Here is a 12,322-nt window from a genome sequence, read left to right as displayed (position 1 = left end):
CTCAAGCCCCTGCCCGCCCGCGCGGGGCTACGGCCGGCAGTGCGGCGAGGGCCTGTGCCAGCAGGTGTTGCTCGTCCTGAGGCAGCCAGCGGCCGGCGTGGACCATGCGCAGTGCCGTGGCCAGCCGTGTCCGGTCCTCGGGGGTGCCGAGGTCGCCGAGATGGGGCGGGAGGACCAGCGCCAGGGCCTTGAGGTCGCCGCGGGCGCACCAGCGTGAGATCAGGTCCGGCAGGGGGCCGTCGGCGGCGGTGTCCGAGGTGCGCAGGCCGGCGGCGGCCGCGTAGCGGATCGCGTCGGCGTACGGACCGGGCGGCAGGTCGCCCAGGTGTGCGGCGGCGCGCTCGTAGTGCGCGCGGGCCAGGTCGGGGTGGTGGAGGTCCCGGTGGGCCGTGGCCATGTTCAGGTGGAGGGAGGCGTAGAAGCCCTTGACGCGGTCGTCGGCCACCCGGTCGGCGCGGTCGAGGCACTCCTGGTTCCAGTGCAGCGTCTCCTCGGGCGTCGGCTGGTGGCGGGCCAGGTAGTGGGCGGCGACGCAGGCCTCGTAGTCGTCGGCGGCGCTCTCCCACGCGCGCCGGAACAGGGCGAGCGCGTCGCTCTCCCGGCCCTCGGCCTCGGCACGCATGCCCTGGGCGCACAGCCGGACGACGGGGTTCTCGGCGTTCACGCGGCCTTCTCTCTGACGGGCATCACGAGCGTGGTGAAGCTTCCCTGGTCGGCGGAGCGGACCACGACCGGTTCCGAGGGTGAGGAGACCTCCAGGAGCACGTCGGGCCCGACCCCGGCGTCGAGCGCCGCGAGCAGCACCTCGGGGTCGAAGGAGACGCGCGGCGGCTCCCCGGTGCGGATGGCGCGCTGGGGTGCGGGTGCCGCGCCGGGGCGAGACAGCAGGAGGTGCTGGTCCTCGGTGGACAGGGTGACGGGGCCGCCTTCGCCGGTCGTGGCGAGTTCCGCGCGCAGGGCGGTCCGGTCCGCGATGATCCGCGTCCGGGGCGCCGGCAGCCCGTCGAGGACCAGGCGGTAGTCGGGGAAGGTCCCGCCGACGGGCGTCACGGCCCGGTTGTGGCCGTCGCCCGTGAGGCGTGTGCCGCCTCCGCCGTCGGTCTCGATCACGATCTCGGACCGGCGTACGGCCCAGGACGCCAGCTCTCTCATGTCGCGGGCGTCGATCAGGAGGTGCCGGGGCCCGCCCTCGATCGCGAGCGGCCGCAGCGTCCGGACGGCCAGCCGGTAGCGGTCCGTGGCCACCAGCCGTACCTCCTGGCCGTCGAGTTCGACGAGGACGCAGCCGAGGGCGGGGAACTCCTCGCGCAGGGCCGCGCCTGCGACGGCGGGCGCCACCTGCCGTACCGCGCTGGCCAGTTCCGCTCCCCCGATACGCGCCCGGGTCGGTGTCCCGGCGGCGCCGTCCCCCGCGCCGCCGCCGAGCACCTCCCCGATCACCGACCGGGCCGCGTCGGCCGCCTCCCGCGCCTTCCGCGCATGCGCCTCGAGCACCGCGCGCGCCTCCTCCGGAGGGCCGTCGAGCACCAGCGAGGCGTCGGTGAGCGGTACCCCGGCCTCCCGCAGGCGCCGCATCAGCGAAGCGCGGGGCTCCTGGCCGGGCGCGTAGTAGCGGTAGCCCGTCACCTCGTCGACCCGGGCGGGGCGCAGTACGCCGCAGTCGTCGTAGAACCGCAGCGCGCTCGGTGCGAGTCCCACTCTGCGCGCGAAGGCGCCGATGCTGAGCAGGCCGTCGTTGTCGTCGGAACCGTCGTTGTCGTCCATGCCCGCGAGTGTGGGCGTTCAAGCGGCTTGAAGGTCAAACCCTATGCTGCTGCCCATGCCGAGACGCACATGCACGCACCACGCACATGGTTCCGCGCCCGCACGCCCCTCCGGCCGCGCGGTGGACCGGCCGTGACCGCGGCACCCACCGCCGTACGCCGCCGGATACTGGCCGACCTGACCCCCCTGCGGTCCTCGGTGCACTTCCGGCGTCTGTGGTTCGGCAACACCGTCTCCTGGATCGGTCAGGGCATGACCACCCTGGCGATCTCCCTCCAGGTGTACGACATCACCGGCTCCACCTTCTCGGTCGGCCTGGTCGGCCTGTTCTCCCTCGTACCGCTGCTGTTCTTCGGCCTGTACGGCGGCGCCGTCGCCGACACCATCGACCGGCGCAAGCTCGGGCTGTTCAGCGCCACCGGTTCGGCCGCGCTGTCCGCGGCGCTCACCGCGGCCACCCTCGCCGGGTTCCACCACGTCTGGTTCCTGTACGGGATCGTCGCGCTGCAAGCGGTCTGCCAGGCGCTCAACGGGCCCGCCCGGAGCTCCATGATCCCGAGGCTGCTGCCGCCCGAGCAGCTGCCGGCCGCCAACGCGCTCAGCTCGATGACGATGACGTCCGGCACACTGGTCGGGCCCATGCTGGGCGGCTTCATCGTCGGCCTGTGGGGGTACGAGGCCGCCTACCTGGTGGACACCGTCACCTTCGGCGCCGCCCTGTACGCGATGTGGCGACTGCCCGCCATGCTCCCGGACCGGAAGGACACCAAGGACGGCGAGGACGGCGCCCGACGGGCCTCGGTCCTCGACGGGCTGCGCTTCCTCGGCACCCGGCCCAACCTGCGGATGACGTTCTTCTCGGACCTCTGCGCGATGATCCTCGCCCACCCCCGTGCCCTGCTGCCTGCCGTCGCCGTCCTCTGGTACGGCGGCGACGCGCGCACCACCGGGCTGCTCGTGGCCGCGCCCGCCTTCGGGGCGCTCCTGGGCGGACTGTTCTCGGGGTGGCAGGGCCGGATCCGCCGGCACGGGCTCGCGATCCTCCTCGCGGTGGCCTCGTGGGGGGCCGCCGTCGCGGTCTTCGGGCTGACGCGCGAGCTGTGGCTGGGCGTGCTCTTCCTCGCCCTCGCCGGGTTCTCGGACACGGTCAGCATGGTCTTCCGCACCACCATGCTCCAGGCGGCGGTGCCCGACGACATGCGCGGGCGTCTGCAGGGCGTGTTCCTCGTCGTCGTCGCGGGCGGCCCGCGCCTCGGTGACTTCGTCGCGGGGTCGGTGGCCGACCTGACCACACCCGCGCTCGCCGTGACGGGCGGCGGCGTCGCCTGCGTGGTGGCGGTGGGGCTGCTGGCGCTGCGCTGGCGCGGGTTCGCGCGGTACGACGCGCGCGACCCGGCGCCGTGAGACCGGCCGCGGCACCACCAGCACATCCGTACGAGGCGGGTGGGTCGTGACGCCGGGCGGGGTTTCGCGGTTGAACAGGGCATGAAGAAGCGCAGCATGCTCGCCGTCGCGTCCCTCGCCGTCGGAGCGGCGGTCGCCGCCCTCAGCCCCGCTCCCTCCGCCCAAGCCGCTCCCGGCGGGGGTGGGTTGAGCACCCCGGACCTCCTCGGACCCCTGGAGTCGGCCACGACGAGCCTCGACGGCGAGGCGGCGCCGGGAGGGGCCGAGGGGGACACGCCGGACGCGTAGGTTCACGCGCCGTACACCTCCTGCACCGGCGGAAGACGACCTAGCGACGCGGGAGCCGACCAAGATCCCGGGCCGAAGGTGTCATGTTCCCGGCATGAAGGAGTTCGTGCGTGATCAGGGTCCGTCGTACCCACCCGGCCGTCCTCGCATCGGTCGCCGCGCTCGCGGCGCTGGCGTCGCTGACCGCCACCGCCCCGCCCGCACAGGCGGGCGGTGGCGGCGCCGAGGCGCTGCCGTCCGTCACTCCCAGGGCCGAGACGCCCACCCTGTACGACGACGAAGCGGGCGGCAACGCCGACGCGGACGACCCCGCCATCTGGCGCAACGCCGCCGATCCCGGCCGCAGTCTGGTCATCGGCACCGCCAAGGAGGGCGGCCTACGGGTCTACGACCTCGACGCCCGGCCCGTGCAGTCCCTCGCGACACCGCCCGGCGGCAGGTTCAACAACGTCGACCTCGTCCACGGTCTGCGGCTGCCCACCGGGCGCGCCGACGTCGCCGTCACCACCGACCGCGGCAACGACCGGCTGCGCGTCTACCGCATCCGGCCCGGTGCGCCCGGCGGCCCGCTCGTCGACGTCACCGACCCCGCCGCGCCGCCCGTCTTCTCCGCCGACGAGAGCGAGATCGAGGAGCAGCGGACCGCGTACGGTCTGGCCACCTGGACCGACCGCGCGACCGGCCGCTCGTACGCCCTCGTCAGCCGCCGCGAGCGCACGAGCATCGCGCTCCTGGAGCTGACGGCCGGCGCCGACGGCACGGTGGGCTACCGCAAGGTCCGGACCGTGGACCTGCCCTCCGCCTTCCGGCTCCCCGACGGGTCCACCTGGTCGCCGTGCGCCGAGCCGGGCGAACTGCCGCAGGTCGAGGGCATGGTGGTCGACCCGGCCAACGGCGTCCTGTACGCCGGTCAGGAGGACGTCGGCATCTGGCGCCTGAGCGCCGACCTCACCACGGCGCCGCGGCTGATCGACCGCGTACGCGAGTACGGGGTGCCGGTGGTGTACGACGAGCCGAGCGACGAGTGCGTGGCGGGGGCCGATCCGGGGTTCGGCGGCTCGCGGCTGTCGGCCGATGTCGAGGGGCTGACCCTGCTCACCGAGGCGGACGGCGACGGTTACCTCCTCGCCTCCAGCCAGGGCGACGACACCTTCGCCCTCTACGACCGTGAGGTGGCGGACGCCAACGAGTACGAAGGCGGCTTCCGCGTCACGGCCGCCTCCTCCGTCCTGGACGGGTCGGAGGAGTGCGACGGCGCCGCCGTGCTCAACGCCCCGCTGGGCACGCGGTACCCGCGCGGGCTCCTCGTCGTCCAGGACGGGCACGACACCCCGGGCGACGGCGACCGCGCGGCCACCGGCTTCACGTTCGTGGACCTCGGCGACGTGTTGGACGCCGTGGAGGACTGAGCTGGACGCCGTGGAGGACTGACCGGCCCGGCCCGTCCTCTTGCCCGCTCTCAGGCGGCCTGGGGACGGGTCAGCTGCGCCTGGCCGAACAGCAGGGCGTAGCCGTCGGGGAGTCGTGCCAGCAGGCGGTCGAGGAGTTCCGGGCCGGCGAGGCGGGCGACGGCGCGGAGCACCGAGCCGGTGTCCCAGCGGGCGGCGCCCAGGCCGGCGCCGGTGCGGGCGGCGATCTGCTGGACGAAACCGAATCCGGACACGGCCGTGGTCGCGGGGATCTGCGAGGCGAACTCGCGCGCCGCTTCGGCGGGGAGCCGCTGCGCGAGTTCCACTCTCTCGTCCCCGGTCACCTGGCGACCGAGCTCCGCCAGCACGCTGCGCGTGATGGCGTCCGCCTGCGCCCGTGTGGCGTACAGGCCGTTGCGCTTCACGAGGTCGACCAACTCGTCGTACGAGAGGGGCGTGTGGGTCCGCGGGGCCGGGACGGTGGTGAGCATGGGTGTGCGAGTCGCCTTTCTCGTCTTCCTCACTGCGTGGGATGCCCTACGGCTTTCTATATAGCTCGCCCACCAGAAAGTTGACAACCCTCGACTCAGCGTCGACGTGCGGGCCCTGCATCAGGCCCTGCATCAGGCCGCGTTCAGCCGGTTTCCCCGTCGGCCTTCAGCTGACGCATCCGCAGATCGAGTTCGCTGCGGTAGAAGTCGATGAAACCGTCCGGGTCGGGGCCGGCGTTCTGCATGACCAGGCGGTCGAAGCCCGCGTCGACAAAACCCTGCGCCACCTCCACGTAGCGCTCGGGGTCGCTTCCGCAGGCGAACTGGCCGAGGATGTCCTCCTCGCGCACGGTCGTCGTGGCGGCGTCGAAGTTCACGGGGTTGGGCAGCTCGCTCATCACCTTCCACCCCGTCACCGCCCACCGGGAGGTCTCCAGCGCGGCGCGGGCCGCGGTGTGCTCGTCGGGGGCCCACGCCATCGGGACCTCCGCGTACCGGGGGCCGCCGCCGCCCGCCTCGCGGTACTGGCGGACGATGTCGGCCTTGGGTTCGGTGGCGAAGAGGCCGTCCCCGAGTTCGGCGGCGATCCGGGTGGAGGCCGCGCCGCTCGCGGCGACGGCGATGAGGGGCGGCTCGGCGGGCAGGTCGAAGACGCGGGCGTCGGCGAGGCGCAGGTGCTTGCCCTCGTACGAGCGGTAGCCGCCGCGCCACAGCAGGCGGATGATCTCCAGGGCCTCGCGGAGCAGCTCGTGGCGGGTGCTGACGGCGTCGGGGAAGCCGGTGCCGACGACGTGCTCGTTGAGCCGCTCACCGGAGCCGACGCCGAGGACGAAGCGGCCCTCCGACAGGACGGCGAGGGTCGCGGCCGCCTGCGCGATGATCGCGGGGTGGTAGCGCACGGTCGGACAGGTGACACCGGTCGCCAGTCCGATCCGGCTGGTCCGGGCGGCGATGGCGCCCAGCACCGTCCAGGCGAACGGCGAGTGCCCCTGGTTGTCCAGCCAGGGGTGGAAGTGGTCGCTGATCTCGACGAAGTCGAACCCCGCCTCCTCCGCCAGGACCGCCTGCCTGACCAGTTCACCGGGTCCGAAGGACTCTGCCGCGAGCTTGTAACCGATCTCCATGGGGCTGAGGGGTACCCCGCCGGGCACGGCCGTAACAGGACGGGGGCGAACGGGTGAGGGCGGGGCGGAGCGCGGTCGGGGCGGGGGTGTGGGCGGTCCGCACCTTTGTGCAGCCCGCCGGGACCTCCGTACGCCGCGGGTCGGCCCGCCGGCCGTCAGCCCGTCGCGCGTCAGCCCGTCGGGGCGGGCGGGAAGGGCATGCGGGGCGTGTACGCCTGGCGCCCGCCCAGCCCGCTGAAGTCCATCGCGCGGCCCACCTGCGTGAGGGTCTCCTCGGCGACGCGGCGGACGTCGGTGGGGACGTCTCCTCTTTCCGCTATCAGCCTGTCGTAGATCGGGGCATCGCCCAGTACAGCGGAGTCCATGTCGAAATACCTTTCCGGTAAAGCGTGTTGGTCGCTCGTCGCTCGCCCCGCCGCTGGGGTAAGCCGGGCACGAGTGTACGGGCCCATGATCCGCCGTGGGGGGCGTGCGGCCGCCTCGGGGGCCTCTTCCCGGTCAGGCCGCCACGGGAAGCGTCACCTCCCAGGTGTCGACGGCGTACTCCCTCCGCATCCCATGCGCCTCGTAGAGCCGCAGGGCGCCCGTCGTGTTGAGCGTGTCCACGCCCAGGCCCAGTGTCCGGCGGCCCAGGGCCGCGTACGCGCCGAAGGCGTGCCGCAGGAGGTGGCCGCCGAGGCCCCGGCCGCGTACGTCCTCGCGGACGCCGAGGTTGCTCACCCAGGCCATGGACTCGCGGTCGTTGCGGCTGACGAGGACGGCGGCGTCGCCGGCGCCCTCCAGGGCGGCGATCCAGACGAGTGACCAGTCGCACTGCGCGGCGTCCATGTCGTGGCGCCACTGCTCGTACGTACGGCTCCGGTGGTCGAAGTGCCCGGCGAACGTCTCCTCGACGAGGGCGTGGGCGCGGCGGCGGTCGGCCTCGTCGGTGCAGTCGCGCAGCGTCACCCCGGCGGGCGGTGCGGGCACCGGGTCGCCCTGCGGCGAGATGGCCCGGCTCATGACGTGGTAGCGCCGCACCCGCCGCCAGCCCCGGGCGTCGAGCAGGGCGGTGTCGGTGGTGGGCTCGTGGTTGAGGTGGAGGTGGACGACCGCTTGGTGCGCGCCGCTGCGGGCCGCCCGCGTGCGGGCCCGCCCCTCGGCCAGCTCCAGCAGCCGTTCGCCGGCGGCCTGGTGCGCGGGCAGGACGTAGTGGTCGATGTTCACGCGCTCGGCCCTCGTGGCGGGCAGCACGAGCGCGTAGGCGACGAGCCGGCCGCCCTCGAAGGCGAGCCACGAGTCCTCGGCGAGGTCGACGTCGGGGTGGGCGAGGTCGGCCTCGACGCTGTGCAGCTCGGTGTCGGGCGCGCCCGTCTCGATCGTGTCGACGGCGTTGAGCAGCTCGCAGATCAGCGGCGCGTCGTCCGTCCGGGCGGCCCGGACGGTCAATGGGGGTGCTGGGTGCATCGGATCACTGTCGGCGCCGGGCGTCACGGCGTGCAAACCGTTTTACGGGTGCCGGAAGGGACCGGCGGGAGAACACTGGCCCCATGAACGACGTTCTGCGTGACTTCCTGTCGGCCCTCACCTCCGCCAGCCGGGCGCGCGTCCAGCGGGAACCGGAGGAGCGGCAGCAGCAGCTCGCCGAGCGGTGGCGGGAGCGCCTCTCCGGGGCCGGCCGGTCGCCCGAGCGGCCGGGGGACGGCTTCCTCGTCCCCGACATGTCCGCGGCCGAGCGGGAGGCCGAGTACGTGGCCGCCACCCTGGAGCCCCTGGAGAGCGGAGGGACCGGCGGCGGCACCGGGGAGGATCCGGACCCGCCGCGGGAGGGTTGAACCACCGTCCCAGCGGTTACTCGCGGATCCATGGCACGGATGACGAAACGGCAGCACAGGAACGAGCCGGAGCCCCCCGTCACCGGCCCCGGCCAGGGCGGCGGCGGCCACCGCGACGTTCACCGCGACGACCGCCCCGGGCCCGACCCCGAGGTCGAGGACAGGGCACCCGATCAGCCCACCGACATGCCCAAACGGTCCTGGGGGGCTGTGCTGCGGCGGACGCTCGCGGAGTTCAAGGACGACGAGCTCGCCGACCGGGCCGCGGCGCTGACGTACTACGGCGTGCTCTCGCTCTTCCCGGCCCTGCTGGTCCTCGTCTCGCTGCTGGGCCTCGCGGGCGACTCGGTCACCCGGTCGGTGCTGGACAACCTGCAGAAGTTCGCGCCCGGCGCGGCGCGGGACGTCATCACCAACGCGGTGCAGCAGCTGCAGGGCTCGGCGGGGGTCGGCTCGGTCATGGCCGTGGTCGGTCTGCTGGCCGCGGTGTGGTCGGCCTCCGGTTACATCGCGGCGTTCATCCGCGCCTCCAACGCGGTGTACGACATGCCCGAGGGCCGCCCGGTGTGGAAGGTGATGCCGCTGCGGCTGGCGCTCACCGTCACGCTGATGGTACTGGCGCTGGTCAGCGCGCTGATCGTGGTCTTCACGGGCACGCTCGCCCGGCAGGCGGGTACGGCGCTGGGTCTCGGTGACACCGCGATGACCGTGTGGTCCATCGCGAAGTGGCCGGTCCTGGTCCTCCTCGTCACCATCATGATCGCGATCCTGTACTGGGCCGCACCCAACGCCCGGGGCCGCGGCTTCCGCTGGATCACACCGGGAAGCCTGGTCGCGCTGCTCATCTGGATGGTGGCCTCCGGCGGCTTCGCCCTGTACGTGGCGAACTTCGGTTCGTACAACAAGACCTACGGCACCCTCGCCGGCGTGATCATCTTCCTGGTCTGGCTGTGGATCACGAATCTGGCGGTCCTGCTGGGCCTGGAGTTCGACGCGGAGCTGGCCCGGCAGCGCGCCATCGACGGCGGCCATCCGGCGGACGAGGAGCCGTACGTGGAGCCGCGCGACACCAGCAAGTGGACCGACGAGGACCGCCGCCGCATGGAGTGACCCCCGCCCGGACGAGACGGGCGGGGTCCCTAGGGGGTGTCTTGTCGACCTTGCCGGGCTCGCGACGCCTGGCACCGCTCCCCCAGAGCTTCGCCTGGGGGTGCCCCCACGCCGCGTTGTCGTCGGTCGCCAATGCTCCGCAGTGGCTCCCTCCTCCGCCTTGCGATCCACGGCACCAGACCCCGCTCACTAATCCGGCCTGATCGACAAGACACCCCCTGGGCACATGGTGCCGATCCGGGGGTACCCGGGCGCCGCGGGCCCGTACGGCGGGCCCCGAGGCACCGCCCCGGAAAGGGAGGCTCCCGTCATGACCAGCACACCCCGTATGACCTCCACGCCCCGCAGTCCCGTGCAGCAGGCAGCGCTCCTGGTGGGGGTGGTCTTCCTGCTGGTGGCGGTACTGGGCTTCATCCCGGGCATCACCACCGACTACGGCTCGATGGAGTTCGCGGAGCACCACTCCGAGGCCAAGCTGCTGGGCGTCTTCCAGGTGTCGATCCTGCACAACCTCGTGCACCTGCTGTTCGGCATCGCGGGCCTCGCCATGGCGCGGTCCGTGTCCGGCGCCCGGTCGTTCCTCATCGGCGGCGGGGTCGTCTACCTGGCGCTGTGGCTGTACGGGCTGTTCGTCGACCACGACAGCGGCGCCAACTTCATCCCCGTCAACACGGCCGACAACTGGCTGCACTTCGCCCTGGGAGCCGGGATGGTCCTCCTGGGCGTGGTACTGACCCGGCGTCGCCGCGCCTAGGGCTGATCCGAAGGACAGACCCTAGCGGGCGGTGAGCACGATCCACACCTGGCCGGGCGCGAAGTTCAGCCGCTGCCCGGCGGGCGTGGTGAAGGTGGTGCCGCTCTCGGCCGCGGGCCTGCTCCACCGGGCGTCGTGGGCCCGGCCGTCGCGCAGGACGAGCGCGCTGCCGGAGCCGACGGTCTCGGTGTACGGCGAGACGCTGCCGGACCGGTCGCGGAACTCCGAGGGCCGCACCTCCACGTGCTGCACCACGACGGTGGGGGCGCCCATCCGGCCGCCGTCCGTGGTCCGGGCGGGCGTCCCGTCCATCGCCACCTGCCAGCGCTTGCCGCTCTCCGACCAGGTGAAGGTGTAGCGCGCCGCCGGGTAGCGGACCGTGTGCTCGTTGACCTGACGGCCGCCCGCCGGGGCCGCGCCGAAGCGGAAGCCGATGTCGCGCGCCTTGTCGGCCTGCGGCGCGGCGGCCAGGGCCCGGTCGGGGCGCAGGTAGAGGTTGTACGGCGCCGGGCGGTCGCCGCCGCGGAAGTAGGCGCCCGGCGCGTCCGACGGGGTGAGCGGGAAGAGGGGCGCGGCGTCGATGAGGGGCCGGAGCTTCGACTGTGCGCCGGAGTACGCCAGCGCGGGGCGGCCGAACTGCCGCAGCAGCTCCAGGTCCGACTCGCGCGCGCTGCGCACCGGCCCGACCGTCGGGGGCTGCCGGGAGGAGAAGACGGCGAGGATGCGGCTCTGCCCGGCCTCGACCTGTTCGACGTAGACGATGTCCGCGGCGCCGAGTCCGGTGTGCGGGCGCGCCGGGGGCACATTGTCGATCTTGATGGCGAGCACCGGCGTACCGGAGCGGGCCGGGAGCCCGGTGAAGGGTGAGACGCCGGCCGGGGCGGAGGCGGGAGGCGTGGACGGCTTCGGGGGTTCCCGCCGGGGCTCGGAGGAGGAGCAGCCGTAGAGTCCGGCGGCCACGGCGGCGCACACCGCCACGGCCATCCCTGCCGCCGCTGGTCCCGGCTTCCGCTTCGTACCCATCGGCCCAGCTTTCTGCCCACCCTCAGTGCACCACGAAAAGGGCCGCTGGGACAGGTCCCGGCGGGAGTATCCGCGCGAGCGTCCATTCGGGGCCTCCTCCGCGACCGGCCGTAGCGGCGGGCGCCGTCGGGGTATGCGACTTCCATGCCCGAGAAGTCTTCCGGTGCCGAGGGCCGGCGGTGGTGGGCCGGCCCGCTGGACCGGCTCGGCCGGCTGTACGGCGCCTTCCACGGCTCGGCCGCCGGGCGCGGATGGCGCCGGGGCAACGAGCTGGAGCTGATGCACCGGTCCATGGGGTTCGCGGCGCTCGGGCTGCTGACCCTGGTGCCGCTGCTCATCGTGGTCGCGGCGGCCGATCCGGCGAACGGGCAGGGCTTCGCCGACTGGGTCTCGGACGGCCTCGGCGTGTCGACGCCGGCGGACATGGAGGTGCGGCGGCTGTTCGCGACGCCGGGGAGGGCGCTGGAGTCGACGACCGGCTTCGGTCTCGCGGCGCTGGCCGTCTTCGGGGTGACCTTCGGCGGTGTCGTGCAGACCGGGTACGAGAAGGTGTGGGAGCTGCCCGCCGCGCGCTGGCACACCATGTGGCGGCACGGCGTGTGGCTCGCCGTCCTCATCGGTTACCTGCTGCTCTCCGCGCACGTGGCCACGCGGCCGACCGACGCGGGCGACCTGACGTGGCGCGCCACGGTGGCCGTGGTGAGCGGGGTGCTGTTCTTCTGGTGGTCACAGCGGCTGCTGCTGGGCGGGCGGCTGCCCTGGCGGGCGCTGCTGCCGGGTGCGGTGGCGACCGTGATCGGACTGGCGGGGCTGCGGGGCTTCTCGCGGCTGGTGTTCTCGCCGCTGATCGCCTCGAACACGGTGGCGTACGGCCCCGTCGGGACCATGCTGGTCGTCCAGTCCTGGCTCGTGGGGGTCGGCTTCGTGGTCTTCGGCGGCTCGCTGGTGGGGCGCCTGCTGTACGAGGAGCGCTGGCACCTGGAGCGGACCGCGCGACGGTGGCGGGACCGTCTCCGGGCGCGGGGGGGGCCGTCGCCCCCCCCCCCGGGCCCAGGGTGTCGCTTCGCCTGCGGTCAGATCAGCCCCGTGCTGGAGAGGTAGTACGCGAACCGGGCCACCACACAAGCCAAGACCCACCAAG

The 12,322-nt window shown here is 73.6% G+C and carries 14 protein-coding genes; 7 read left to right on the top strand and 7 right to left on the bottom strand.

What is annotated here, in order from left to right; genetic code table 11:
* Position 1: 1 nt before the first annotated feature.
* On the bottom strand, positions 2 to 664 hold the full coding sequence (locus tag AC07FJ_RS20470) for a hypothetical protein (RefSeq protein WP_479050765.1): 663 nt from the start codon (positions 662 to 664) through the stop codon (positions 2 to 4).
* Positions 661 to 1,764, bottom strand: coding sequence for a DNA polymerase III subunit beta family protein (locus tag AC07FJ_RS20465; protein ID WP_479050764.1), 1,104 nt, complete (start codon positions 1,762 to 1,764; stop codon positions 661 to 663). The genes AC07FJ_RS20470 and AC07FJ_RS20465 overlap by 4 nt, the downstream gene beginning before the upstream one ends.
* 69 nt (positions 1,765 to 1,833) lie before the next feature.
* Here AC07FJ_RS20465 and AC07FJ_RS20460 point away from each other — a divergent pair, with 69 nt between their 5' ends.
* The 3 genes from AC07FJ_RS20460 (at position 1,834) to AC07FJ_RS20450 (ending at position 4,865) form a co-directional block, all read left to right on the top strand.
* Complete coding sequence (locus AC07FJ_RS20460) at positions 1,834 to 3,168, top strand: MFS transporter (RefSeq protein ID WP_479050763.1); 1,335 nt, start codon at positions 1,834 to 1,836, stop codon at positions 3,166 to 3,168.
* Between the two features lie 81 nt (positions 3,169 to 3,249).
* On the top strand, positions 3,250 to 3,456 hold the full coding sequence (locus tag AC07FJ_RS20455) for a hypothetical protein (protein ID WP_479050762.1): 207 nt from the start codon (positions 3,250 to 3,252) through the stop codon (positions 3,454 to 3,456).
* 113 nt (positions 3,457 to 3,569) lie between these two features.
* Complete coding sequence (locus AC07FJ_RS20450; protein WP_479050859.1) at positions 3,570 to 4,865, top strand: phytase; 1,296 nt, start codon at positions 3,570 to 3,572, stop codon at positions 4,863 to 4,865.
* Between the two features lie 50 nt (positions 4,866 to 4,915).
* Here the strand turns inward: AC07FJ_RS20450 and AC07FJ_RS20445 are convergent, their stop codons facing one another.
* From AC07FJ_RS20445 to AC07FJ_RS20430, 4 genes are all read right to left on the bottom strand, one after another.
* Entirely contained in the window at positions 4,916 to 5,356 is a 441-nt protein-coding gene (locus AC07FJ_RS20445) for a DUF2267 domain-containing protein (protein ID WP_479050761.1), read from the bottom strand.
* Positions 5,357 to 5,499: 143 nt separating this feature from the next.
* On the bottom strand, positions 5,500 to 6,480 hold the full coding sequence (locus tag AC07FJ_RS20440; protein ID WP_479050760.1) for a TIGR03557 family F420-dependent LLM class oxidoreductase: 981 nt from the start codon (positions 6,478 to 6,480) through the stop codon (positions 5,500 to 5,502).
* A gap of 170 nt (positions 6,481 to 6,650) precedes the next feature.
* Positions 6,651 to 6,845: a hypothetical protein gene (locus tag AC07FJ_RS20435; protein WP_361424982.1), complete on the bottom strand. Its 195-nt coding sequence runs from the start codon at positions 6,843 to 6,845 to the stop codon at positions 6,651 to 6,653.
* A 133-nt stretch (positions 6,846 to 6,978) separates the two neighbouring features.
* Positions 6,979 to 7,926 (bottom strand): GNAT family N-acetyltransferase, encoded by a 948-nt coding sequence (locus tag AC07FJ_RS20430; protein ID WP_479050759.1) that lies wholly within the window; start codon positions 7,924 to 7,926, stop codon positions 6,979 to 6,981.
* Between the two features lie 83 nt (positions 7,927 to 8,009).
* Here AC07FJ_RS20430 and AC07FJ_RS20425 point away from each other — a divergent pair, with 83 nt between their 5' ends.
* The 3 genes from AC07FJ_RS20425 (at position 8,010) to AC07FJ_RS20415 (ending at position 10,158) form a co-directional block, all read left to right on the top strand.
* Positions 8,010 to 8,294 carry a hypothetical protein gene (locus AC07FJ_RS20425; RefSeq protein WP_479050758.1) on the top strand — a complete coding sequence of 95 codons (285 nt, stop codon included), beginning with the start codon at positions 8,010 to 8,012 and terminating at the stop codon, positions 8,292 to 8,294.
* Positions 8,295 to 8,324: 30 nt separating this feature from the next.
* On the top strand, positions 8,325 to 9,404 hold the full coding sequence (locus tag AC07FJ_RS20420; protein ID WP_479050757.1) for a YihY/virulence factor BrkB family protein: 1,080 nt from the start codon (positions 8,325 to 8,327) through the stop codon (positions 9,402 to 9,404).
* 310 nt (positions 9,405 to 9,714) lie between these two features.
* On the top strand, positions 9,715 to 10,158 hold the full coding sequence (locus AC07FJ_RS20415) for a DUF4383 domain-containing protein (protein WP_479050756.1): 444 nt from the start codon (positions 9,715 to 9,717) through the stop codon (positions 10,156 to 10,158).
* A gap of 21 nt (positions 10,159 to 10,179) precedes the next feature.
* On the opposite strand, the gene AC07FJ_RS20410 is transcribed toward AC07FJ_RS20415, so the two are convergent.
* Positions 10,180 to 11,181, bottom strand: a complete 1,002-nt coding sequence (locus tag AC07FJ_RS20410; RefSeq protein ID WP_479050755.1) for a DUF3048 domain-containing protein — start codon at positions 11,179 to 11,181, stop codon at positions 10,180 to 10,182.
* Between the two features lie 144 nt (positions 11,182 to 11,325).
* Between AC07FJ_RS20410 and AC07FJ_RS20405 the strand changes: the two genes are divergently transcribed.
* Positions 11,326 to 12,282: a ribonuclease BN gene (locus AC07FJ_RS20405; RefSeq protein ID WP_479050754.1), complete on the top strand. Its 957-nt coding sequence runs from the start codon at positions 11,326 to 11,328 to the stop codon at positions 12,280 to 12,282.
* The last annotated feature ends 40 nt before the right edge of the window (positions 12,283 to 12,322 follow it).

Source organism: Streptomyces sp. NPDC045998, from assembly GCF_056430285.1.
This window is presented reverse-complemented; position numbering and strand designations above follow the sequence as displayed.